Raw genomic sequence first — 25,079 nt, 5'->3', positions numbered from 1 at the left:
CGCCGAAACGGTCTGCCAGGGAAACCAGTTGTTTCACTTTGGTTCGGCGGGGGTCATCGGCTCCGCCTCGGCGAAGCGCTCGAATGTGCGAGTGTGGGCCATCACGCAAAGCGAAGAGCCGGTACGACAATGAAGATTGGCAATGCAACGGCGGGTCAATGTGCCGGGCAAAACGCGAGCGCCTCGGCGAGACATAGGGAATGCGAGGGTAAGCCACCGCGCCGGGGCAAAACGTTGACGCGAAATTGGCGAGCGGTTTGATGAAGTACCGCGTCGGCGCGCGCAGCGCCGCCGGAAGTATGACTGCCTTGTCACTAGCGCGGAGTGTGCGAGAACACCGATTCCAGATGCTCCACTGCCTCCTCCAGGCCAGGGGACCCGCTTAAGAATTAGCGGTGTGAAGCCGCTTTCTTTGCTTACTTTCTTTGCGGCGGCAAAGAAAGTAAGTGCCTGCCCCGCACAGGGGCGACGCTAATAGACCACTAAGAAATCAAGGAAAGGCCACCGCCGCAAGCACACAGAAACAAGCGCCACGCAGGCAAAAAAACCAGGCAAAGGCCAACGCCGTAGGCAAACAACCAATGCCGCCGCGAAGGCCCAAAAAAAACCTAGTCCCGAGCCGAAGAAGCCGCCCCATGGCTCAGCCAATCGAGCACAGCGGTAGCATCATCATCCGCCCCCTGCCGCGCCTTAGCCACAGTCTCAGCCACATCCGCGCTAGGCACAGCGCGCCGAATAGCGACGCCGACGGCAAGAATATCAATCATCACAAGATGCAAAATCCGCGAAATCATCGACAACTGCGACTCGCGAATTTCAATGTGATCGGTCTCCAAAGCGACAGTGGCCCGCTTGGCCAACGGCGTATTGCTGGAAGTAATAGCAATCACCTTGGCTCCCGCCTGCATGGCCACATCCAGAACACGCAGTAGCTCAGGCGCACGCCCTGACTTCGACACCGCAACAATCACATCACCTTTGCCCAGCAAAGCAGCCGACGCAGCCTGCATATACAAATCGCCGTAGGCAATAGTCGGAATACCAAACCGGAAAAACTTGTAATGCGCATCCTGCGCGACGATGTTCGAATTGCCGAGTCCATAGAACTCGATCCGCCGCGCGCCGTTCAACAGATCGATCGCCCGTTCGACGTGCTCGAAGTTCAAATGCTCACGCAACTGCAAAATCGCCGACACGGTGTTGTCGAGCACCTTCGCACCGAAGTCCGTCGCGGTATCGCCAAGGTGCACCTGGCTATGACTCACCGGAATCGTGCCGGTCAAGCCCGTCGCCAGCTTCAGCTTGAAATCCGATAACCCCTGACAGCCGAGTGAGCGGCAAAAGCGGATCACCGTCGGCTGACTCACATCCGCCTTGCGGGCAATATCGACAATCGGATCATTGATGATCGAGCGCGGATGATTCAACGCGAGATCGGCCACGCGGCGCTCGGCCGGCGTCAACGCATCGCGCATCTGGCGAATCCGCTCGAACACGGCCGACGAGCTGCCGCCCGCACGGTTCGACAACTGCTCCGCAAGAATCGCCGAGACGCCGAGAAACGCCGGATATTCAGCGGTAATCACGTAGGTCGGCACGTTCTGCAAATACGCCTCGAAGCGGCCCTTCGCTTCGAAGCGCTTGCGAAACGACGAGCGCGCGAAGAATTCGCCTAGCCGCGGCACGACGCCGCCGCCAATGTAGATCCCGCCCAGCGCACCGAGCGTCACCGCGATGTTGCCCGCGAACGTGCCGAGAATCCCGCAGAACACATCGACGGACTCCGCCGCCAGCGGCTCACCTTCCAGCGCGCGCTTAACGACCTCGCCCGTATCGACGCTCGCAGCCACGCGCTTCTTGTCGCGGCCCGCCAGCGCACGGTAGATCACTTCGATCCCGGGGCCTGCGGCCACGCGTTCGAACGATACGTGCGACCACTTCTTGCGCGCATAGTGCAGCACGATGTCTTCGCGTTCGTCGGCCGGCGCGAACGTGGCGTGGCCGCCTTCGCTGCCGAGCGCGATCCAGCGGTCGTCGGCGGGAATCAGGCCCGAGACGCCCATGCCGGTGCCCGGGCCGAGCAGGCCGATCACGCTGTTCGGCCGGCGGCTGCCGCCACCCACCTGCACGCGCTGCGTATCGGTCAGGCCGGGCAGCGCCATCGCCAGCGCGGTAAAGTCGTTCACCACCAGCAGCGTGTCGAAGCCGAGCGCGCGGCGCGTCGCTTCGATCGAAAAGCTCCAGTCGTGGTTCGTCATGCTCACCTGATCGCCGTCGACCGGGTTCGCAATCGCAATCGCCGCGTGATTCACGCGGCCGATCTTTGTATCTTTCAGGTACTTCTTGATAACGTCGGTGACGCCCGGATAGTCCGCGCACGGATAGACCTGCACGGACGTGATCTCACCCGGGCCGGTCTCGAGCGCGAAGCGCGCATTCGTGCCGCCGATGTCGGCCAGCAGCCTCGGTCCATCGGCGTGCTGGCCCGCGCCCGGAACAGCCTTAGTTTGCACACCAGTAGACATCGAGTCTCACTCCCTTGTCGTTTGCCAACTTCGAGATGGCATTTTTTTGTGGCGCAGCGGCGGCGGCATTGAGCACGTCCAGCTTGCGCGGTCCGGCGATCAGCAGAAACAGGTGCTTCACTTCTTTCAACGCGGACAACGACCAGCTCACACGCGCATGCGGTGCGTTGCCGGGATGCACGGCAACGAAGCGTTCGGTCGTGGTGATCGCGTGATCCCATTCGGGCGCATCCGCGAAAATCGACGCGGTGTGGCCGTCTTCGCCCATGCCGAGAATCGCGACGTCCGGCACGGCGCTAAAGCGCGGGTCGGCGTTCAGCGCGGCAATGTGCGCGTTCAGGTCTTGCGTGGTGTCGGCCAGCGGCCAGAACGCGGCGTTTTTTGCGGCGTTCTGCAGCAGCGTGTCGCGCACGAGTTGTGCATTGCTTGCGCTGTCCGTTTCCGGCACCCAGCGGTCGTCGACCAGCGTCACGGCGATGCGTGCCCAGTCGAAGGATTGCGCGGACAGCGTCTGCAGGAACGGACGCGGACTGGTGCCGCCGGACACTGCAAGCGTTGCCGGGCGCGCGCCGGTAATGGACGTGCCGGTAGCGGACGTGCCGGTACCGGACGCGGCCGCCTGTGCGGCGAGCGACGCATGTAACGCGTCGCCAACCGCTTTCGCCAACGCGTCGGATTGGGCGCGTTGATCGTCGAAAGCGTGAAGCTCGATCACTTCTCCTCCGTGCTGCTTTCTTGTTAGGTCTGCGGAATGTGCCACGTTGCTCTCACACGGCGCCTGCGAAGGGGATGACTCGCGGGCGCCCTCGTGATACCGGCGCCATTCCGTTCAGTTCGTCGGTGGGTCTTACGGGCGATGTGTTGCGTTCGATCGAGCACAGCACATCGCCGTGTTTCAATTCTCTTCTTCGAGCCAGCAGGTGTCGTGCTGCGCCAGCATCGCGCTCGCGGCCGCCGGTCCCCAGGTGCCGGATGCGTACGGCTTGGGCGGCTTGTTCGAGGCCGCCCATTCGTTGAGGATCGGTTCGACCCAGCGCCATGCGGCTTCCTGCTCGTCGCGCCGCACAAACAGCGCGAGGCGCCCATGGATCACGTCCAGCAGCAAACGCTGATATGCCTCCATCTGTCCTTCGCGGAAGAACTGGTCGAACGCGAGGTCGAGGTGGACGCTGGCGAGATTCATGCCTTCGCCCGGCTGCTTCGCGAGGCAGTAGAGGCGAATGGTTTCGTTCGGCTGCAAGCGGATCACAAGACGGTTCGCACCGCCGCGCAGTGCGGATGCACCCAATGCCGAATGCGGCACCGGACGAAAATTCACCACGATCTCGGCGACGCGATCCGCCAGGCGCTTGCCGGTGCGCAGGAAGAACGGCACGCCGGCCCAGCGCCAGTTTTCGATTTCCACTTTCACTGCAACGAAGGTTTCGGTCGTGCTGTCCGGCTTCACGCCCGGCTCGGTCGCGTAGGCCGGCACCGAGTTGCCGCGAATCACGCCGGCATGATACTGGCCCCGTACCGCGACCTTGCTGATTTCGCTCGGATCGATCGGCTTCAACGCGCGCAGCACACGCAGCTTTTCGTCGCGTACCGAATCCGAGTCCATCGAGTGGGGCGGTTCCATCGCAACGATCGAAAGCAGTTGCAGCAAATGGTTCTGCACCATGTCGCGCAATGCGCCGGTGTTGTCATAGAAGTCGCCGCGCGCTTCGACACCGAGTTCCTCGGCGATCGTGATCTGGATGCTCTCGACCCACTCGCGGCGCCACAGCGGCTCGAACAGCGCGTTGCCGAAGCGCAGCGCAAGCAGGTTCTGCACCGGCTCTTTACCGAGGTAGTGGTCGATCCGGTAGATCTGTTCTTCAGCGAAGATTTCGCCGACCGCATCATTAATTGCGTTGGACGACTTCAGGTCGTAGCCGAGCGGCTTTTCCAGCACGATGCGTGCATTCTCGTTCAGCCCCACCGACGCCAATGCGCGGCAGATCGGCACGAACAGCGACGGACCCGTTGCCAGATAGAACACGCGGATGCCGGGATGCTGACTGACGGCGTCGCGCAGCAGCACGAAGTCTTCCGGCTTGCCCAGGTCGAGCTTCACATACTCGATGCGCTGCAGGAAGCTGGCCCACGCGGTCTCATCCACACCTTTTTTGGAGACGTGCGGCTTGACGTGCTCATTGACCCATTCGATGTAGCCGTCACGATCAGCCGCATGCCGCGCCACCGCCACGATCTTGCCGCTGTCGGCCAGCATGCCGCCCGCGCGGTGTGCTTCAAACAACGCCGGCAGGATCTTGCGCATCGACAGATCGCCGGTTCCGCCGAAGAGAACGAAGGTGAAACTTGAGTCGGTTTGCATGAGTCTCCGTCGATATCCTGGGGCCGCGCGGGGCGACCGTAGTCCGATAAAATTTTTTTTGACACTGAATTGTAGTTTAACTACAATCCAAATCAAGAGGTAGCGCTAATTCGATGAAAAAAGCGTGCGCAGTTAGGCAAGATGCGCGTTTTCCCGAATCGGCAGGCGTCCCCTGCATGTTAACGGACATTCCGTGTCAGCACGTGCCAGCATGCCCCGGCGGCCCTTACGGAAAGCCGGACGGCTGAGCGGCTGGCAAGGCGGTTGCCAGGCAATTTAGGTGATCTCTCAGGCGGGTTGTCAGGGTTAACGTGCGAGGCACCTCGAGTCTGCCGCGCGCGACGCGGGCAGGCAAAAATCAAAAGAGGAGACAGTCAGTTGCATCCCGAACCACTCATCTCTTGAGCTTCCAGCGGCCGAACTCCGGTCCGCCGGCACATGCTTCACGCATGCGCCCGACCGTGCTCGATCGCCCAGTGTTTTGCCTGTTTGAACCAACCACAGCACCCTGGCGACATCAGGGGCCATTTGTTTTTTGTTCAGGTGTCTGGAGGAGATAAGCAATGAAATTTCGCGCGATCATGGGCGCTTTGTGCGCCGCGGGTCTGATGTGTGGCGTGTCGGCCGTGCAGGCCGCCGAGTCGGTCGAAGTGTTGCACTGGTGGACTTCGGGCGGCGAATCGAAAGCCGTCGGCGTCCTTAAGGACGACATGACGAAGCAGGGTTACACGTGGAAGGACTTCGCGGTGGCTGGCGGCGCAGGTGCGGCTGCCATGACGGCACTCAAGACGCAGGTGATCTCGGGCAACGCGCCGAGCGCCGCGCAGATCAAGGGTCCGCTGATCCAGGACTGGGCACAGCAAGGCGTGCTGGTGCCGATCGACACGGCTGCCGGCGACTGGAAGAAGAACCTTCCGCCGGAAATCGACAAGATCATGCACGCGGACGGTCACTACGTCGGCGCACCGTTCTCGGTGCACCGCGTGAACTGGCTGTACATCAACAAGGCGGCGCTGGACAAGGCAGGCGGCAAGGCGCCGACCACGTGGCCTGAATTCTTCGCCGTGGCCGACAAGATGAAGGCGGCCGGCATCCAGCCGATCGCGATGGGCGGCCAGCCGTGGCAAGACCTGACGCTGTGGGAAGACGTGGTGCTGTCGCAAGGCTCTGACTTTTACAGGAAGGCGCTGGTCGACCTCGACGAAAAGACGCTGACGTCGGACAAGATGGTCGGCGTGTTCGACACGGTCCGCAAGATCCAGGGTTACTTCGACGCGGGCCGCACCGGCCGTGACTGGAACCTGGCAACGGCGATGGTCATCAACGGCAAGGCAGGCATGCAGTTCATGGGCGACTGGGCTAAGGGCGAGTTCGCCAACGCCACCAAGAAGGCGGGCTCGGACTACATCTGCGCTGCTGTTCCGGGCACGGAAAAGGCTTATACGTTCAACGTCGACTCGTTCGTGTTCTTCCAGCAGAAGGGCGAGAAGTCAGCAACGCCGGGTCAAGTCGCGCTGGCCAAGACGATCATGTCGCCGGACTTCCAGGAGCAGTTCAGCCTGAACAAGGGTTCGATCCCGGTTCGTCTGGGCGTGTCGATGGCCAAGTTCGACGACTGCGCGAAGAAGTCGTACGCGGATGAACAGGTGGCGATCAAGTCGGGCGGATACGTGCCTTCGTTGGCACACGGCATGGCGCAACCGGATGCAGCAGCCGGCGCGATCTCGGACGTGGTCACGAAGTTCATGAACTCGCAGCAAGATTCGAAGAGCGCAGTTGCAGCGCTCGCGAAGGCAGCGAAGACCAAGTAAGTGAGGTAAGTGAAGCGGCGCGCCCGGTTGTTCAGTTGGAGGACTCCGGGCGCGCTCTTCAAGCCGCGTGTTGCAGCGGCTCCGCCCTTGGTTTCATAGAGTCACACCTATGCCGTTCCGGCCTCGCGTTTTCCAGGCGTGAGTGCCCCGGCGGTACAGTTTCAGCAGGAGTCGAGTAGTGACTGCTTCTATCAGCGGAAACGGGAAAAACACGGCCTCCGTGACCCGCCGCGCGTCGCCGATGGCGGCCCTTGCCGATCGCTGGATTCCGAAGCTGGTGCTCGCACCCAGCGTCGTGATCAGTCTGATCTTTGTGTACGGCTTCATCGCCATTACCGGCTTTCTGTCGTTGTCCAATTCGCGACTGATGCCGCGTTATGAATTTGTCGGTCTCGATCGTTATCGCGAACTGTTCGATAACGACGTGTTCTGGACCTCGGCTGCGAACCTCGGCTGGTTCGGTATTCCGTTCATCGGTATCTGTATCGGCCTGGGATTGTTCCTCGCCATTCTGCTCGATCAGCAGATCCGCAATGAAGGCGCGCTGCGCGCCGTGTTCCTGTACCCGATGGCGCTGTCGTTCATCGTGACGGGTACCGCATGGCAATGGATCATGACGCCGAGCGTCGGCCTCGAAAAAGTGTTCCACGACTGGGGCTGGACGAGCTTTTCGTTCAGCTGGCTCGGCGACCCCGACAAGGCGATTTTCTGCGTCGTGGTCGCGGCCGTGTGGCAATCCACCGGCTTCGTGATGGCGCTGTTCCTGGCTGGCCTGCGCGGCGTCGATGCTGAAATCTTCAAGGCAGCGCAGATGGACGGAGCGAGTCTGCCCACCATCTATCGCAAGATCGTGATTCCGAGCATGCGCCCGGTGTTCTTCTCCGTGCTGCTGATTCTCTGCCACATCACGATCAAGACCTTCGACCTGGTCGTCGCGTTGACGGCGGGCGGCCCGGGTACGTCGTCGTCGCTGCCGGCCATTTTCATGTACACGTTTTCGTTCAACCGCGGGCAGCTGGGCGTCGGCGCGGCATCGTCGATGATGATGCTCGCTACCGTTGTGGCCGTGCTCGTGCCGCTGATGTATCTGGAATCGAGGAGCACACGCAATGCAGCCTAAGATGACGATCAGTCGTGCCGTCATTTATGCGGCCTTGATTCTGTTTGCCCTGTATTTCCTGTTTCCGCTGTACGTGATGCTGTCCACGTCGTTCAAGGATATCGACCAGTTGCGCACCGGCAACCTGCTGACGCCGCCGACTCACTGGACCATCGACCCATGGATCAAGGCATGGAGCGGTGCCTGTACGGGCGTGCGTTGCGACGGCATGCAGCCGTTCTTCATGAACTCGGTGCGCATGGTGATTCCAGCCGTGCTGATCTCGTCGATCATCGGCGCGTTCAACGGGTATGTCCTCACGCACTGGCGTTTCCGCGGCGCAGATCCGATCTTCACGATGATTCTGGTCGGCTGCTTCATTCCGTTCCAGGCCATCCTGCTGCCGATGGCGCGCTTCGAAGGCTTCCTCGGCCTGTCGAATTCGATAACCGGTCTGGTGGTGGTGCATGTGATCTACGGTATCGCTTTCACCACGATGTTCTTCCGCAACTTCTACGTGAGCGTTCCGGCTGAACTCGTGAAGGCCGCGCGGATCGACGGCGCCGGTTTCTTCACGATCTTCACGAAGATTCTGCTGCCGGTGTCGCTGCCGATTTTCATGGTGTGCCTGATCTGGCAATTCACGCAGATCTGGAATGACTTCCTGTTCGGGATTGTGTTCTCCGGCGTCGATTCGATGCCGATTACGGTGGCGCTGAACAACCTCGTGAACACCTCGACCGGCGTGAAGGAATACAACGTGGACATGGCCGGCGCGATCATCGCCGCCTTCCCGACCTTGCTCGTCTACATCGTCGCCGGACGCTATTTCGTGCGCGGCCTGACGGCGGGCGCGGTCAAGGGCTAAACCATCCGAGCGCGGCGGGGGCTTCATGGGGAAGCGCCGCCGCCATCCGACAAGACGTTCCTGAGAAAACGCCGGGCCGCCCCAAGTTTTCTCAGCCCCCTCGGGGGGGCCTGGCGCGAAGTGCCAGGTTTGGGGGCGCTTTCAAGCAGTAACAGAGACAAGAGGATTCACAGCATGGCAAGCCTTTCCATCCGTGACGTGTACAAGACTTACCCGAATGGGGTGCCGGTTCTGAAGGGTGTCAACATCGACATCGAAGACGGCCAGTTCCTGATTCTCGTCGGCGGCTCGGGCTGCGGGAAGTCGACGCTGCTCAACATGATCGCCGGCCTCGAAACCGTAACCAAGGGCGAGATCCAGATCGACGGCAAGACGGTCAACAACCTGTCGCCGAAAGATCGCGACATCGCGATGGTGTTCCAGTCGTACGCGCTGTATCCGTCCATGACGGTGCGCGAGAACATCTCGTTCGGGCTGAACATCCGCAAGGTGCCGAAGGGCGAACAGACGCAGATCGTCGATCGCGTGTCGAACACGCTGCAGATCACGCATCTGCTGGACCGCAAACCGGGTCAGCTGTCCGGCGGCCAGCGTCAGCGTGTGGCGATGGGCCGTGCATTGGCGCGCGATCCGGTGATGTTCCTGTTCGACGAACCGCTGTCGAACCTCGACGCGAAACTGCGCATCGAAATGCGTTCGGAAATCAAGCTGCTGCATCAACGCCTCGGCACGACGATCGTCTACGTGACGCACGATCAGATCGAAGCGATGACGCTCGGCGACCGGATCGCGGTGATGAAAGACGGCATCGTCCAGCAGTTCGGCGCACCGCAGGAAATCTATGACTCGCCGTCGAATCTGTTCGTGGCCGGCTTCATCGGCGCGCCGCCGATGAACTTCATTCAGGGCAAGCTGGTGGAGCAGGGCGCGGGCGTCGGCCTCGAGCTGGATACGGGCGTGGCGCGCAATGTATTGACTCTGCCTTTCGATTCCGCGAAGGTGAAGTCGCACCTTGGGCGCGAAGTGGTCCTTGGCTTGCGGCCGGAGCGGATCACCGACGCGCGCGGCGCGCACGGTGACCATGCGAAGTTGCAGCCGATTGAAGTGAAGGTCGATGTGATCGAACCGACCGGCCCGGACACCCTGGTGTTCGCGCAGGTTAACGGCAAGCGTATTGTGAGCCGCGTGCACCCGGCTTCGAATCCGCAGCCGTTGACGAATACGACGTTGTTGTTCGATGCGTCGAAGGCGGTGCTGTTCGATCCTGCCAACGAAGAGCGGCTTGCCTGACGGCGGCTGGTTAGCCAGGCGGTCCGGTTTGAAAAAGCCCCATGCGTTGTGAGACGTGTGGGGCTTTTTCTTTGGTTGGCTATTGCTCGTCGGCGGTATGCAGGTCCGGATTGTTGCGCGTCAGTTCGGTCACCCAATCGATGAACACGCGCAGGCGTGAACTCAGATTGCGGCGATGCGCGTAGAGAACCGAAAGCGGCGTGGGAGGACTCGTGTACGCCGTGAGTATTTCCCGCAATGCGCCTTGTTCGATCAGGTCGGCGACCATGAAGCGCGACGGCTGGATGATGCCGTGTCCGAGCGCGCCCGCGCACATGTAGACCGTGCCGTCATTCACGGCCAGCACACTTTTCATCGTGACCTTGACAAGCTCGCCGGCGACTTGGTACTCGAACGGGAAGGTCTTGCCGCTGCGCGCGGAAATGTAGTTGACCGCGCGATGTTCACTGAGCTCCTCCAGCGTGGTCGGCGTACCGTATTTGTCCAGATAGGCGGGCGACGCACAGGTGACAATCCGCGCGTTGCCGATGCGCCGCGCGACGAGACTCGATTCTTCCGGCGTACCCATCCGGATCACACAGTCCACGCCGTCCTGAATCAGATCGATATTGCGATCGGCTAGCCCGAGCCGCACGTCGATCTCCGGATATTGTCGGTAGAAATCGTCGAGCGCGGGAAGCAGCAGCACACGGGCGAGCGTGCCGGACGTATCGACGCGGATCGTGCCGGCCGGATGTTCGCGTTTGTTCGAAAGCGAGGATTCGGCGTCAGTGACCTCGGCGAGGATGCGCACGCATCGCTCGTAGAAAAGCGCGCCGTCTTCGGTAACGCTGACCTGTCGCGTCGAACGGTTCAGCAGTCGCACGCCGACGTGTTCTTCCAGTGCCTGAATGGTGCGGCTGACTTTAGCGCGGGGCAGGTCGAGCGATTCGGATACTTTGGTGAAGCTGTTCGCTTCGACCACACGCGTAAATATCTCCATCGCTTCGAAACGGTCCATATAGGTGCCTTGTTGGTGATGGGCGGAAGGTGGGTTTCGTAGTGAAGTGTATAGGTTGGAAATATTTTTGGCGCAATGAGTGTGACCGGTGCGCAAGCGGGGCTGCCTGCGCGTTTTCCTGGTCGTGGCGCCGGTGCGGTCAATCCCGGTCGGGCGCGCCGAGCGGGAACAGCGGGCGATACGGGCGCGCTTCGTCGACGGCGCGTGCAAATGACGGCCGCGCCAGCAGTCGTTTCCGGTAGGCGAGCACGTGCGGGAACGCTGGGCCGATGCGATGCGTCAGTCGGCATAAAACAGGAAGGGGGCGGCGCCGCAGTCGGCGAGACTGAACGTGTCGCCGGCCGCCCATTCGCGCTCTGCCATGACTTTGTCGAGCCAGCCGTAGGCGGTGTCGAGCATCGTGCGTGCTTCGGCAACGCCGCGCAGGTCGCGCTCCGCCTCGGGCCGCAGACTGTCGCCGACGATCTTTTGCTGCGGCGTCGAGATGTAGTTGTCGAAGAAGCGATCCATGCTGCGGACTTCCAGCGCGGCACGGGCGTCGGCCGGCAAGAGCGGCACAGGCCCGGGATGATGCAAGCCGAGGTATTCGATGATGATGCTCGCCTCCATCACCGTACGGCCGCCGTCCACCAGAACGGGAAAGCGCTTGATCGGCCAGAGCGCGGCGAATTCCGCCATGACCTTGGGCTCGGTGTGCGACAACAGGCGCGATTCGAACGGCGTGCCGTTTTCGTAGAGCGCGGTCAGGACCTTCTGGCAGTACGAGGAGAAAGGGTGGGCATAAAGCTTCAGGGGCATCGTGGTCACCTATGGCTTGCTTAAGGGCGCTGTGGCGCGGCGACGGCTCGGGGCCGTTTACCTGACGACGAATGACGGCGACGAAAATCGACAGCCGCGCAGATCAATTCGGGGAGGGCCGGCTATGAGTCTGTTTCGATAATGACCCGAAGACACAGAACGCAATACACCGCTATTTGTTACGACAAAACGTCGCAAACTTTCAAGAAAGATACAGTAATATTTGAAAAATTTGTAAGAGACGCCGGCGTGACCGGATAACTGGCGCAAATACCGCCGGGGCGTCATTGAGTCAGCAACGAATAATTCGACGCACGGGGCCTTTGCATGTCGACGATCTCATCCACGTCTTCTGTGTCTTCTGTGAGTAGCGCGACCGCCGACGCGCAGAGCCAGGTGCGGCAAGCGGCGCAATCGATTATCAGCGGTTCGACGGGCAACTCGTCGATGGACGTGTCAACGCTGGTGGCGGCCCTCGGCGCGCGGCTAATGCGGCAAGCGAACGTTGAACCTGAATGTCACGAGTCTTGCAAGCAGGATGAAGGCGGTGGCGATCAACACGCTATAAACCGTATCGACGTTCGCGTAATCCAGCAGCACGTACAGCCAGCAGCCCACAAAGGCGCACGTCGCGTACGGCCGTGAGTCGCGCAGAATCAGCGGCACTTCGTTGCAGAGCACATCGCGGATCACGCCGCCGAACACGCCGGTCAGCACACCCATCATCACGGAGGTGAACCACGGCATCTGCGCATCATGCGCGATCGACGTCCCAGAGATGCTGAACAACCCGAGCCCGATAGCATCGGCAACGAGCAACACACGTTCAGACAGTAACCGCGAGGTCATCCTCAACAACATCGGCGCAAACAGCGACATCACAAAGATCGCGATCAGATAGGCCTGATGCTCGACCCAATAAAAAGGCCGCCGCTCCAGCAGCACATCGCGCAACGTCCCACCACCGAAGGCCGTGGCGACCGCCACCAGAAAAGTCCCCACCGCATCGAGCCGTCGCGTCCTCGCTTCGATAAAACCGGAAATCGCGTATGCGAAAAGGGCCAGCGCCTCCATGATGGTCAGCGCTAGCGTCAGCCTCGGATGGATCACCGGGGCTCCGTCAGGACTTGGCGTGAGCCGGCGTCGCGCCCGGCTGCAACAGCACGACCACCGCGCCCGCGCCGCCGTCGTGAGGGCGCGCCTGGCAGAACGCGATCACCTCCGCTTTCTGCACGAGCCACGCCCGCACTTTGCCCTTCAGCACAGGCTCTTTACCGATCGACCCCAAGCCCTTGCCGTGAATCACGCGCAAACAGCGCAAGCCGCGCTTCACCGATTCGCGAATGAACTCGGCCAGCGCCTCGCGCGCTTCTTCGCGCCGCATGCCATGGAGATCGATTTGCGCCTGCACGATCCAATCGCCGCGCCGCAGTTTTCGTACGATTTCCTGACTCACGCCGGGCCGGCAATAGGACAGCGTCTCGTCGGTTTCGAGCAGTACCTCGGGATCGAACTCATCGGAGATCGCTTCGTGCAGCACGGCTTCTTCATCGAGTTTGGTTTGAACCGGCACCGGCGATGGCGGATTGCGCGGCAGGGTAGCGCGCGGCGGCGCGGCTAACGGCGCCACTGCGCCGATCTCGCGGCGAAACAGATCGGCATCCGCCGACGCTTCGCGTTGCGCCGCCGCGGCTGCCGCGCGTTCGCGTTCACGCCGTTGCGTATCGCTCTTCAATGCGTCGCGCAGCGCGCCGAGCCCGGCGAGGCCTGCGGCCGGGTCGAGCTTCGGTTTGACCGCGGGCGCAACCGCCTCGGGCGCGGGCTTGGCAACGGCACGCGGGCGTTTCGGTTCGCTCGGATGAGGCTGATTCTTCGGCATATCGGTAATACACGCAGAAAAGTAGATCGATCGCGCGACGCCGCACCGGCGTCGAACCGCGTCGCGGTGCATCGCTTAGTGCATCGTTCAGGCAGCAAGACACACAGGACGCAAAAAAGGCCGCCGGCTTGTCAGCCGCGGCCTTCGATACAACAAGCGGCCGGGCCACGCCCAGCCGCCATTTTACCGTCGCGCTTGTTGTTGCGGATGAGGTTGCGGATCAGCGCTCGGCTTCCGCGCTCATCACGTGCTCGCCAATCTCTTCGATGGTTTCCAGGTAGCGTTGCGCGTCGAGCGCGGCCATACAACCGGTGCCCGCGCTGGTGATCGCCTGACGATAGACGTGATCCTGCACGTCGCCCGCGGCAAACACGCCTGGCACGCTGGTGGCCGTTGCAAAGCCGTTCAGACCGCCCTTGGTGATGATGTAGCCGTTCTTCATCTCCAGCTGGCCTGCGAAAATGTCCGTGTTCGGCTTGTGGCCGATCGCGACGAACAGGCCCTGCAACGCGATATCCGTGGTTTCGCCGGTTTGCGTGTGCTTGATGCGCAGACCGGTCACGCCGGATTGATCGCCGGTCACTTCGTCGAGCGTGTGGTTCCACTTGATTTCGACGACGCCTTCTTTTTCCTTCGCGAGCAGACGGTCGATCAGGATCGGTTCGGCGCGGAACTTGTCGCGGCGATGGATCACGGTCACCTTCCTGGCGATGCCGGAAAGATAGAGGGCCTCCTCGACCGCGGTATTGCCGCCGCCGATCACGGCCACATGTTGTTGCTTGTAGAAGAAGCCGTCGCAGGTGGCGCAGGCCGACACGCCTTTGCCCATGAACGCTTCTTCGGACGGCAGGCCGAGATACTGCGCCGACGCGCCGGTCGAGATGATCAGCGAGTCGCAGGTGTATTCGCCCGAATCGCCGATCAGGCGGATCGGCTTCTCATCCAGCTTGGCCGTATGGATGTGGTCGAAGATGACTTCGGTGTTGAAGCGCTCGGCGTGCTCCAGAAAGCGCGTCATCAGTTCCGGGCCTTGCACGCCGTTGGCGTCGGCCGGCCAGTTTTCGACGTCGGTCGTGGTCATCAGCTGGCCGCCTTGGGCCAGACCCGTGATGAGCACCGGCGAAAGGTTGGCGCGCGCCGCGTAGACCGCAGCCGTATAGCCGGCGGGACCGGAACCGAGAATCAGAACCTTGGCGTGTTTCGTGGAAGATGCGGGCATGATCGAAATCCTTATACGGCGCCCGGCTCGCCCATGCGAGGCCGCGCGACTTGAGCTGAAACTGTAGATGGGTATCAGAGCGGCATTATAAAGGCCGGCACGCCGGCCTGCTCCATGAAGCTTTCTGATCGCCGCGATAGCTTTGGGGCACCCTTCAGGCACACCTTATGCGCACCGGGACGGTCTTCGCTCGGCTAATCGGCCAAGTTACCGTCATTTACAGCCTCGCATCGGGCACTGCGTTTACAATAGGCCGGATCGAAGGACCCGGCAGCCGGGACCGGGCCGAAGCCGCGCTGGGCGCCGCTCCGGCCGCGAATTGGCCCCACACGCAACAGGATCAATGGCAAAAGCTCCCTATTCCGCGAGCGCGCAGGCATTGCCGCACCGCATGTCGCGCCTTTTCACCGAAATCCGCTGGATCTTGCAGGTGGCGCTCGGCGTGTTCCTGCTGATGGCGCTCGTCAGCTACAGCCGGCGCGACCCGAGCTGGACGCACGCCGCGCAGGTCGATCACATCGCCAACTGGGCGGGCCGCGTCGGCGCGTGGACCTCGGACATCCTGCTGCTGCTGTTCGGGCTGTCCGCTTACTGGTGGATCGTGCTGCTCGGCCGTCATATCTCCGCCAACTACCGCCGTATCACCCGCAATGAGGATGTTCAGGAAGACGCGCCGCGCGATGCCGGCTGGCTCGCGGACGCGTTCGCGTTCGTGCTGGTGTTGCTCGCCTGCGACGGCATCGAGGCGCTGCGCATGTGGTCGCTGAAAGTGCAGTTGCCGCGCGCGCCGGGCGGCGTGATCGGCGAGGCGGTGGCGCGCGGGGTGTCGCATGCGCTGGGTTTCACGGGCGGCACCTTGGCGCTGCTGATCGTGCTGGGTATCGGTTTGTCGCTGTATTTCCGTTTTTCGTGGCTGTCGGTGTCGGAAAAGGTCGGCGAATCGATCATTTCGGCGGTCACGTTCGCCAAGCTGCGCCGCGAAGCGGGCCGCGACCGTAAATTGGGCGAAGCCGCCGCGGTCAAGCGTGAAGGTAAGGTCGAAAAGGGCCGCGTGCGAATCGAGGAACACGAGCCGGTCATGATCGTGCCGCCGGTCGTCACACCGGCCAAGTCGGAGCGCGTCGAGAAAGAACGGCAGGTGCCGCTGTTCACGGACCTGCCGGGCGATTCCACCTTGCCGCCGATCTCGCTGCTCGACGCGGCGCCGGCCGCCCAGGAAACCATTTCCGCCGACACGCTCGAATTCACGTCGCGGCTGATCGAGAAGAAGCTCAAGGACTTCGGCGTGGAAGTGAGCGTGGTCGCCGCGTATCCTGGTCCGGTCGTCACGCGCTATGAAATCGAACCGGCTACGGGCGTGAAGGGCAGTCAGATCGTCGGTCTGGCGAAGGACCTGGCGCGCTCGCTGTCGCTGGTATCGATTCGCGTGGTCGAAACGATTCCGGGCAAGAATTTCATGGCGCTGGAGTTGCCGAACCAGCGCCGTCAGACCGTGAGTCTCTCGGAGATTCTCGGCTCGGCTGTGTACGCGGATGCCGCTTCGCCGCTGACCATGGGCCTCGGCAAGGACATCGGCGGCAAACCGGTGTGCGCCGACCTCGCGAAGATGCCGCACTTGCTGGTGGCCGGTACGACCGGCTCGGGCAAGTCGGTGGGTATCAACGCAATGATCCTGTCGCTGCTCTACAAGGCGAGCGCCGACCAGGTCCGCATGATCCTGATCGATCCGAAGATGCTCGAAATGAGCGTCTACGAGGGCATTCCCCATCTGCTCTGTCCGGTGGTCACGGATATGCGCCAGGCCGGTCACGCGCTGAACTGGGCGGTGGCCGAAATGGAGCGCCGCTACAAGCTGATGAGCAAGTTGGGCGTGCGTAACCTCGCCGGTTACAACAACAAGATCGACGAAGCCGCCAAGCGTGATGAGAAGTTGCCGAATCCATTCAGCCTGACGCCGGACGATCCGGAGCCGTTGACGCGCCTGCCGAACATCGTCGTCGTGATCGACGAACTCGCCGACCTGATGATGGTGGTCGGCAAGAAGGTCGAGGAGCTGATCGCGCGGATCGCGCAGAAGGCGCGCGCGGCCGGCATCCATTTGATTCTGGCGACGCAGCGTCCGTCGGTCGACGTGATCACCGGCCTGATCAAGGCCAACGTGCCGACGCGGATGGCCTTCCAGGTGTCGTCGAAGATCGACTCGCGCACGATTCTCGACCAGCAAGGCGCGGAATCGCTGCTCGGCATGGGCGACATGCTGTATCTGCCGCCGGGCAGCGGCTTGCCGGTGCGCGTGCACGGCGCATTCGTGTCGGACGAGGAAGTACACCGCGTCGTCGATAAGCTCAAGGAACAGGGCGAACCGAACTATATCGAGGGCATCCTCGAAGGCGGCGTGACGGGCGAGGGCGATGAAGGCTCCGCCGGCGCCGGGGGAGCCGGCTCAGGCGACGGCGAGTCGGACCCCTTATACGACCAGGCGGTCGATGTGGTGCTGAAGAACCGCCGCGCGTCGATCTCGCTGGTGCAGCGGCATCTGCGCATCGGCTATAACCGCGCCGCGCGTTTGCTCGAGCAGATGGAGAACTCGGGCGTGGTGTCGGCGATGTCGTCGAACGGCAATCGCGAGATTCTTGCGCCGGCGCGCGAAGCGGAATAAAGCCGGCGGAATGAACCCCGGCGGAATAAGCCTCGTTTAAGGCGCGTTGCTTAAGCTTGTTGCTCAAGGGTTCATGCTTCACAGGCTCGCCATCGTGGCCGCCGCCGATCACCACCGGTTCGCTGGCCGCCGGCTCGCCAAAGAATTCAATTCAGGGAGAAAACCATATGCAGCAACTCGTGCAGAAAACCGCTCGACAAAGCGCTCATTCCAACTGCTTCGGCCAACTCGCCCGTACGATCGTACGTAGCGTCGGCAGTGTGGCGATCGGCGCGTCGATGCTGGTTGCGTCGCAGGCATTTGCGAGCGGCACCGAGCAACTGAAGGCGTTCGTCGCGCAAGTCCACTCGGCCCGCGGCACCTTCGTGCAGCAGGAAGTGCGCGCGCCGAGCAAGGCGCAGCAGGGCGCAAGCGGTGCGAGCGGTGTGCTGTCGACGGGTGGCGGCAAAACCGGCACGTCGAGTGGCACGTTCACGTTCGCGCGTCCGGGCAAGTTCATCTGGGCGTATGAGAAGCCGTATGCACAACTGCTGCAAGCTGACGGCGACAAGCTCTATGTGTACGACAAGGACTTGAATCAGGTGACAGTGCGCAGCCTTGGCGGCGCGCTCGGCGCGAGTCCGGCGGCGATCCTGTTCGGCAGCAACGATCTGGAGAAGAACTTCACGCTGCACGACGCGGGCGTGAAGGCCGGCATCGACTGGCTCGAACTGACGCCGAAGGCGAAAGACACGCAGTTTCAGCGCGTCGGCATCGGCTTTAAGGACGGCAATCTCGAAGCAATGGAACTGCACGACGTGTTCGGCAACGTGACGCTGCTGACCTTCTCGAACATTCAGAAGAACCCGCCGCTGCCGGCTGACGCATTCAAGTTCGTGGTGCCGAAGGGCGCGGATGTGATCAACGGCTAAGCCGCACATCTCACTACGCAATGAAAAAAAGCCGCGCATTCAATGCGCGGTTTTTTTATTAGCGGCGTGTGTGCTGTGCAGAACCTGCAGACCTGTTACTCATCCACTTCGAGAGCCTGCATCAGATGCGCGGCCTTCATATCGTCGATAAACGCTTCGACGATATCCGTGCGATGCTGCCGCGCCCGCGTGACCATATGAAACGCGACCCGGTAACGCATCAGCGCTGGATTCAAAGCGGCGAGCAAACCTTGCTTGACGAACGGGTCGGCGAAATGCCCCGGCAAATAGCCGAGATGATGCCCCGACAGCACCAGCATCGCGACCGCTTCCATGTTGTCGGCAACGGCGGTCACATTCCGCGGCGTAGTCGAGCTTTCGGCTTCGGGCAATGGGTAACTGCGCCACGCCCATTCATGTTGCGCGGCTTCGGCGGGCGGCACCTCGCCCGCCTGCGCGAACAAAGGATGCCCTTTCGCGCAATACGCGAACTGATCTTCGGCGAACACTTCCGTGTATTCGAGCGACGGTACGCGATGCCAGAAATAGCCGATGCCGATCTGAATCCGGCCATTGAGCAGCAGTTCTTCCAGTTCGCCCGGCGAGCGCACCAGAATCGAAAACCGCACCGATTGATCGCGCGCGCGAAACCGGCCGATCGCGTCGCTGATGCGCGCGCTTGCCGATACGGGCGTATGGCCGATCATGCCGATATCGAGCGTGCCGACCAGCTTGCGGCCGACATTGCGCGCTTGCATGCCGAAGGTATCGACAGCGGACAACAGTGCGCGGGCCGCGTCGATGAACTGCTCGCCGCGCGCGGTCAGACTGAAGCCGCCGCGGCCGCGCTCGCACAGCCGGTAGCCGAGGCGCGTTTCCAGCGTAGCGAGTTGCGTGCTGATGGTCGACTGGCCGACGTTGAGCGTCGCCTGGGCCGGCGAGACGCCGCCGGCGTCGACGATGGCAAGGAATACGCGGATCAGGCGCAGGTCGAGATCGGTGAGTTGGGAGAACATACTGCAGGATACATCGTCGGGAATCGATGTTAACTTTATTCTGTTTGTATTTTAACTTGGACGAAACTGCTCAAGAATCGAGATTCGTCCGGCAAGGTGCGCTTATTTATTGATCCCATCGGCCGGTTGCTGACTGCCCCTTTTCATTGCCGAGCCACGATGAATACTTCTTCCTTCATTTCCCCCGAAGCCGGTGAACGGCCGCAGCCGCTGTCCGGCAACGCGATGCCCCGCTGCGGCGGCATCGCGACGATGATGCGGCTGCCGAACGTCGGCTCGGCCGAAGGGTTCGACGCCTGTTTCGTAGGCGTGCCGTTCGATCTCGGCACCTCGAACCGCACCGGCGCGCGCTTCGGGCCGCGCCAGATCCGCAGCGAATCGGTGCTGCTGCGCCCGTACAACATGGCGACCCGCGCCGCGCCGTTCGATTCGCTGCGCGTGGCCGATCTCGGCGACGTCGCGATCAATCCGTATAACCTGCACGATTCGATCAAGCGCATCGAAACCGCGTACGACGAAATCCTCCAGCACGATTGCAAGCCGATCACGCTGGGTGGCGACCATACGATTGCGCTGCCGATCCTGCGCGCGATTCATCGCAAGCATGGCAAGGTCGGCCTGATTCACGTCGACGCGCACGCCGACGTCAACGACACGATGATGGGCGAGAAGATCGCGCACGGCACGCCGTTTCGCCGCGCGGTCGAAGAAGGTTTGCTGGATTGCGACCGCGTCGTGCAGATCGGTCTGCGCGGCACCGGCTACGCTGCGGAAGATTTCGACTGGTGCCGCGATCAGGGCTTCGAGGTGGTGCAGGCCGAGGCCTGCTGGAACCAGTCGCTCGTGCCGTTGATGGCGCGCGTGCGCGAACGGATGGGCGACGGTCCTGTGTACATCACGTTCGATATCGACGGTATCGATCCGGCTTTCGCGCCGGGTACCGGCACGCCGGAAATCGCGGGCTTGACGGTGCCGCAGGCGCTGGAAATCATTCGCGGCTCGCGTGGGCTGAACATCGTCGGCTGCGACCTGGTCGAGGTGGCGCCGCCGTACGATCCGTTCGGTACGACCGCGTTGCTCGGTGCGAACCTCGCGTTCGAATTGTTGTGCGTGTTGCCGGGTGTCGAGTATCGGGCGTCGACGCGTTGAACTGACGCGCCTGGTCACGCGTGAACAGAAAAGGCCTGCATTTGCAGGCCTTTTCTGTTTGGTACAGCGATTTCAGCGCTTATGCGTACGCCGGTTTCCGGGCCGACACGAACACCAGATAACACACGGCGCCGATCGCCAGCGCCGGCAACGTCGCGCCGAGATTCGGCAGCCATTGATTGATCGCCTGATACGCGGCGATCCCGATCGCCCACGCGATGAACGCGCCCAGATGCCAGCCGCCCGAGTAGCCGTAACGGCCACGCAGATCGGCGAGCACTGCGGCCTCGATACGACGCTTGCGCACGATGAAGTGATCCACCAGCACCACGCCGAACAACGGCGCGAACACCGAGCCGATCAGCAGCAGGAAGTTCTGATACTTCGCCATCGGCACCAGCAGCGCGATCGCTGTGCACAACGCGCCGAACGCCGCGGACAATAACGGCACGCTGCCGCGCGTCCAGAACGTGCCCGTAGAGACCGCGGCCGAGTGGATGTCGGCGAACGCGTTGTCTACTTCGTCGATCAGGATCAGCAGCAGTGCAAGACCGCCGCCGGCTTGCGCAAGCGCACCTGTCAGCAGCGCATCGCCGCCGCCCGCCGCGAGGCCGTAGATTGCGCCGAGCGCGTAAAACCAGATGTTGGCGATGCCATAGCCGAGCAGCGTGCCACGGAAAGTTTCTCCGGGGCGTCGGCCGAAGCGCGTGTAGTCGGCGATCAGCGGCAGCCACGACAGCGGCATCGCGACCACCAGATCGATCGCGCCGCCGAACGACATCTCGCCGGTGCCCGGGCGGCGCATCAGCGCGGGCAGGTCGTGCTTGGCCAGCAGATTCCACGAGAGCCACGCCGCGCCCGCCAGCAGGAGCCAGATGCCCCACGTCCGTAGAAAGCGCCGCACGAATGACAGCGGGCCGCTGATCGCCAGCAGCGTCGCGAGGAAACCGAAGATCACCGTCCAGATCAGCGGCATCGAGAAACCGAACGCCTGCTTGGCGAGCGCGTCTGCAGAATCGCGCATCACGATAACTTCGAACGAGCCCCAGCCGACCAGTTGCACGGCGTTCAGCACGGCCGGCACCGATGCGCCGCGCACGCCGAGCGTCGGCCGTAGCGACGACATCGCCGCGAGCCCCGTGTCCGTGCCGATCACGCCGACCAGCGCCAGCAACACGACGCCGATCGCACTGCCGATCACGATCGCCAGCAACGCATGCGGCAGCGACAGGCCCGGCACCAGCAGCGCGCCCGCTTGCGCGACCAGCAGGCCGATGCCGAGCGAAAACCAGAGCGCGAACGCGTCGCCGGTGCGGAACGCGCGGCGCGCGTCGGGCACCGGCGTGAGCGGTGCGTAGGTGGAGCCGGCGTCGCCGGCGAGTGGATCTTGTGCCATCTAATGTTGTCCCTGTTGGTGTTGCTTAATTTGTCGCTGATTTTTTGTTCAAGTGTTGCTGCCTGAATCTGTACGACACGCTGCGTGGCCGTCGCTCGGGCGCCGTCACTGTCATAATGCGGGACGTTGCCCGCACACTCGCGTGCCGGCACGGCTCACCCGGCAGCCCGCCGCCTTCATACGGACCGCGTCCGGAAAAGCCGAGATTATCCCCAAAACGTCATGTTTGAAGAAACCCGTGCCAATGTTCCGCTCGCCGAACGCCTGCGGCCCCGCAATATCGAAGAAGTGATCGGCCAGACGCACCTGCTCGGCCCGAACAAGCCGTTGCGGGTCGCATTCGAATCCGGCGAGGCCCATTCGATGATCCTCTGGGGCCCGCCCGGCGTCGGCAAGACCACGCTCGCGCGGCTGATGGCCGACGCGTTTCATGCCGAGTTCATCGCGTTGTCGGCGGTGCTCTCGGGCGTGAAGGATATCCGCGAGGCCGTCGAGACCGCGCAGATCCATCGCGCGAACGGGCATCAGACGCTGGTGTTCGTCGACGAAGTGCATCGCTTCAACAAGAGCCAGCAAGATGCATTCTTGCCGCACGTCGAGTCGGGGCTGTTTGTATTCGTCGGCGCGACGACCGAGAATCCGTCGTTCGAAGTGAATAGCGCGTTGCTCTCGCGAGCCGCCGTCTACGTGCTGAAAAGCCTTACCGACGAAGAGCAACGCGAATTGCTCGACCGCGCGCAGAATGAACTCGGCGGCCTCACGTTCACCGATGAAGCGCGCGACGCCCTGATCGGTTCCGCCGACGGCGACGGCCGCAAGCTGCTGAACAACCTCGAAATCGTCGCGCGCGCGGCTGCGCAGCAAAAGAGCACCGAGATCGATGGCGCCTTGCTCGGCAGCGCGCTCGCCGAGAATCTGCGCCGCTTCGACAAAGGCGGCGACGCATTCTACGACCAGATCAGCGCGCTGCATAAATCGGTGCGCGGCAGCAGTCCGGACGGCGCGCTGTACTGGTTCTGCCGGATGCTCGACGGTGGCGCGGACCCGCGTTATCTCGCGCGACGCATCGTGCGGATGGCGTGGGAAGACATCGGCCTCGCCGACCCGCGCGCGGCTCGCATCGCGCTCGACGCGGCTGAAACCTACGAACGCCTGGGCACGCCGGAAGGCGAACTGGCGCTGGCGCAGGCGATCATCTACCTCGCGGTCGCGCCGAAGTCGAATGCCGGATACAACGCGTACAACGAGGCGCGGCGTTTCGTGAGCAAAGACCAGTCGCGCGGCGTGCCGGTGCATCTGCGTAACGCGCCGACCAAACTGATGAAGGAACTCGGTTACGGTCACGAATATCGCTACGCGCACGACGAACCCGACGCGTACGCGGCCGGCGAAACTTATTTGCCGGACAACATGCGTGATCCGCATTGGTACGAGCCGACGCCGCGCGGACTCGAAGGCAAGATCGGCGACAAGATGGCGCGCCTTGCCGACCTGGATGCGCAGTGGCGCAGCGAGAACAAGCCTAAAAAGGGCTGAGCGAGGGCTGAGCGTTTGCGCGGCACGTTCCATAGCAGTGTCCGCATTCCGCATGCCCTGACCATCTAGCGCACCGGCCGCCCGCGCCGGTGCGCTAAAATCCCACCTTCATACAACGAACACCTGCCCCATCCCATGCTCGACATCCAGCTGCTGCGCAAAGACCTCGACGGCGTCGCGAAGCGCCTCGCCGACCGCGGCTATACCCTCGACGTGGCGGCGTTCACCGCGCTCGAAGCGGAACGCCGCGACACCCAGACCCGTACCGAAGAGATGCAGGCGCGCCGCAACAGCCTGTCGAAGCAGATCGGCGCGATGAAAGGGCGGGGCGAGGACACCTCGGCGCTGATGGCCGAAGTGGGTGGTATCGGCGACGAGATGAAGGCGTCGGCGGCCAGGCTGGACGATATCCAGAAGCGTCTGTCCGACCTGCTGCTCGGCGTGCCGAATCTGCCGCACGAAAGCGTGCCGGCGGGCAATGACGAGGCCGACAACGTGGAAGTGCGCCGCTGGGGCACGCCGCGTCAGTTCGACTTCGAGGTGAAGGATCACGTCGACGTCGGCACGCCGCTGGGCCTCGACTTCGAGACCGGCGCGAAGCTCTCGGGCGCGCGTTTCACGATGCTGCGCGGACAGATTGCGCGGCTGCACCGTGCGCTCGCGCAGTTCATGATCGACACGCATACACTGCAGCACGGCTACACCGAGATTTACACGCCGTACATCGTGAATCCGGAGATTCTGTACGGCACCGGCCAACTGCCGAAATTCGCCGATGACATGTTCCGCGTCGAGAAGGGCGGCGGCGAGCATACCGTTACGCAGTATCTGATTTCGACGTCGGAAATTTCGCTGACGAACACGGTGCGCGACAGCATCGTCGAAGCGAACGCGCTGCCGATCAAGCTGACCGCGCATTCGCCGTGCTTCCGCTCGGAAGCGGGCTCGTACGGTCGCGACACGCGCGGCATGATCCGCCAGCATCAGTTCGACAAGGTCGAGATGGTGCAGATCGTGGCGCCGGAAACGTCGTATGACGCGCTGGAGCAGATGGTCGGCCACGCTGAGACGATCCTGCAGAAGCTGGAGTTGCCGTACCGCGTGATCACGCTGTGCACGGGCGACATGGGTTTCTCGGCGACGAAGACCTATGACCTCGAGGTGTGGCTGCCGGCGCAGAACACGTATCGCGAGATTTCGAGCTGCTCGAATACGGAGTCGTTCCAGGCGCGCCGGATGCAAGCGCGTTATCGCAATGCGCAAGGCAAACCGGAACTGGTGCATACGCTGAACGGCTCAGGTCTGGCTGTTGGCCGGACGCTGGTGGCCGTGCTGGAGAACTTCCAGAACGCCGATGGCTCGGTGACGGTGCCAGCGGTGCTGCGGCCTTATCTGGGTGGCGTGGAACGGCTGGAAGTGGCGGCGGCTTGATGCCGTCGCCGCAGTGGTTCGATTGACGGGCCTCTTTGAAGATTTTTTGTCAGAGGGGCTTGGAAAGCGAATTCAACTGTTCTATAATCTTTCTCTCCCAAGCAACGACCCGCTTGGATCTGACGAAACAGTC

Annotated in this window: 18 protein-coding genes and 1 pseudogene; 9 read left to right on the top strand and 10 right to left on the bottom strand. The window is 62.5% G+C overall.

What is annotated here, in order from left to right; genetic code table 11:
• Positions 1-608: 608 nt before the first annotated feature.
• The 3 genes from WN982_RS16070 to zwf form a co-directional block, all read right to left on the bottom strand.
• On the bottom strand, positions 609-2,525 hold the full coding sequence (locus WN982_RS16070) for a bifunctional transcriptional regulator/glucokinase (protein ID WP_341312923.1): 1,917 nt from the start codon (positions 2,523-2,525) through the stop codon (positions 609-611).
• On the bottom strand, positions 2,503-3,240 hold the full coding sequence (pgl, locus tag WN982_RS16065; protein WP_341312922.1) for a 6-phosphogluconolactonase: 738 nt from the start codon (positions 3,238-3,240) through the stop codon (positions 2,503-2,505). The genes WN982_RS16070 and pgl overlap by 23 nt, the downstream gene beginning before the upstream one ends.
• Before the next feature lie 180 nt (positions 3,241-3,420).
• Positions 3,421-4,884: a glucose-6-phosphate dehydrogenase gene (zwf, locus tag WN982_RS16060; RefSeq protein ID WP_341312921.1), complete on the bottom strand. Its 1,464-nt coding sequence runs from the start codon at positions 4,882-4,884 to the stop codon at positions 3,421-3,423.
• Positions 4,885-5,447: 563 nt separating this feature from the next.
• On the opposite strand from zwf, the gene WN982_RS16055 reads away from it, so the two are divergent.
• From WN982_RS16055 to ugpC, 4 genes are all read left to right on the top strand, one after another.
• The gene (locus WN982_RS16055) at positions 5,448-6,695 is read left to right on the top strand and encodes an ABC transporter substrate-binding protein (protein WP_341312920.1); all 1,248 of its coding nucleotides are present in this window, start codon (positions 5,448-5,450) and stop codon (positions 6,693-6,695) included.
• Between the two features lie 178 nt (positions 6,696-6,873).
• Positions 6,874-7,815, top strand: coding sequence for a sugar ABC transporter permease (locus WN982_RS16050; RefSeq protein ID WP_341312919.1), 942 nt, complete (start codon positions 6,874-6,876; stop codon positions 7,813-7,815).
• Positions 7,805-8,662: a carbohydrate ABC transporter permease gene (locus WN982_RS16045; protein WP_341312918.1), complete on the top strand. Its 858-nt coding sequence runs from the start codon at positions 7,805-7,807 to the stop codon at positions 8,660-8,662. Before WN982_RS16050 ends, WN982_RS16045 begins: the two co-directional genes overlap by 11 nt.
• Positions 8,663-8,836: 174 nt before the next feature.
• Positions 8,837-9,952, top strand: coding sequence for a sn-glycerol-3-phosphate ABC transporter ATP-binding protein UgpC (gene ugpC / locus WN982_RS16040; protein ID WP_341312917.1), 1,116 nt, complete (start codon positions 8,837-8,839; stop codon positions 9,950-9,952).
• 79 nt (positions 9,953-10,031) lie between these two features.
• Here ugpC and WN982_RS16035 read toward each other — a convergent pair whose 3' ends face one another.
• The 5 genes and pseudogenes from WN982_RS16035 to trxB all read right to left on the bottom strand — a co-directional run bounded on the left by WN982_RS16035 (position 10,032) and on the right by trxB (position 14,848).
• Positions 10,032-10,952 carry a LysR family transcriptional regulator gene (locus tag WN982_RS16035; RefSeq protein WP_341312916.1) on the bottom strand — a complete coding sequence of 307 codons (921 nt, stop codon included), beginning with the start codon at positions 10,950-10,952 and terminating at the stop codon, positions 10,032-10,034.
• 139 nt (positions 10,953-11,091) lie between these two features.
• A pseudogene (locus WN982_RS16030) lies at positions 11,092-11,750 on the bottom strand (glutathione S-transferase family protein).
• Positions 11,751-12,236: 486 nt separating this feature from the next.
• Positions 12,237-12,857, bottom strand: a complete 621-nt coding sequence (locus tag WN982_RS16025) for a trimeric intracellular cation channel family protein (protein WP_341315811.1) — start codon at positions 12,855-12,857, stop codon at positions 12,237-12,239.
• Between the two features lie 13 nt (positions 12,858-12,870).
• Positions 12,871-13,629: a Smr/MutS family protein gene (locus tag WN982_RS16020; protein ID WP_341312915.1), complete on the bottom strand. Its 759-nt coding sequence runs from the start codon at positions 13,627-13,629 to the stop codon at positions 12,871-12,873.
• 220 nt (positions 13,630-13,849) lie between these two features.
• The gene (gene trxB, locus WN982_RS16015; protein ID WP_341312914.1) at positions 13,850-14,848 is read right to left on the bottom strand and encodes a thioredoxin-disulfide reductase; all 999 of its coding nucleotides are present in this window, start codon (positions 14,846-14,848) and stop codon (positions 13,850-13,852) included.
• Between the two features lie 343 nt (positions 14,849-15,191).
• Here trxB and WN982_RS16010 point away from each other — a divergent pair, with 343 nt between their 5' ends.
• A complete protein-coding gene (locus WN982_RS16010) occupies positions 15,192-17,507 on the top strand; it encodes a DNA translocase FtsK 4TM domain-containing protein (protein ID WP_341312913.1) in 2,316 nt (771 codons plus the stop codon).
• 167 nt (positions 17,508-17,674) lie between these two features.
• Positions 17,675-18,418, top strand: a complete 744-nt coding sequence (gene lolA, locus WN982_RS16005) for an outer membrane lipoprotein chaperone LolA (RefSeq protein ID WP_341312912.1) — start codon at positions 17,675-17,677, stop codon at positions 18,416-18,418.
• 95 nt (positions 18,419-18,513) lie between these two features.
• Here the strand turns inward: lolA and WN982_RS16000 are convergent, their stop codons facing one another.
• Positions 18,514-19,434, bottom strand: a complete 921-nt coding sequence (locus WN982_RS16000) for a LysR family transcriptional regulator (RefSeq protein ID WP_341312911.1) — start codon at positions 19,432-19,434, stop codon at positions 18,514-18,516.
• 159 nt (positions 19,435-19,593) lie between these two features.
• On the opposite strand from WN982_RS16000, the gene speB reads away from it, so the two are divergent.
• Entirely contained in the window at positions 19,594-20,583 is a 990-nt protein-coding gene (speB, locus tag WN982_RS15995) for an agmatinase (RefSeq protein ID WP_341312910.1), read from the top strand.
• Between the two features lie 79 nt (positions 20,584-20,662).
• Here speB and cytX read toward each other — a convergent pair whose 3' ends face one another.
• Positions 20,663-21,979 carry a putative hydroxymethylpyrimidine transporter CytX gene (gene cytX, locus WN982_RS15990; RefSeq protein ID WP_341312909.1) on the bottom strand — a complete coding sequence of 439 codons (1,317 nt, stop codon included), beginning with the start codon at positions 21,977-21,979 and terminating at the stop codon, positions 20,663-20,665.
• A gap of 222 nt (positions 21,980-22,201) precedes the next feature.
• Between cytX and WN982_RS15985 the strand changes: the two genes are divergently transcribed.
• Together WN982_RS15985 and serS are read left to right on the top strand one after the other, a co-directional pair.
• Complete coding sequence (locus WN982_RS15985; RefSeq protein ID WP_341312908.1) at positions 22,202-23,515, top strand: replication-associated recombination protein A; 1,314 nt, start codon at positions 22,202-22,204, stop codon at positions 23,513-23,515.
• A gap of 135 nt (positions 23,516-23,650) precedes the next feature.
• Positions 23,651-24,946, top strand: a complete 1,296-nt coding sequence (serS, locus tag WN982_RS15980) for a serine--tRNA ligase (protein WP_341312907.1) — start codon at positions 23,651-23,653, stop codon at positions 24,944-24,946.
• The last annotated feature ends 133 nt before the right edge of the window (positions 24,947-25,079 follow it).

The sequence above is a fragment of the Paraburkholderia sp. IMGN_8 genome (assembly GCF_038050405.1).
GTDB lineage: Bacteria > Pseudomonadota > Gammaproteobacteria > Burkholderiales > Burkholderiaceae > Paraburkholderia.
Note: the sequence above shows the minus strand (reverse complement) of the source record. Positions and strands in the feature narration are given on the sequence as shown.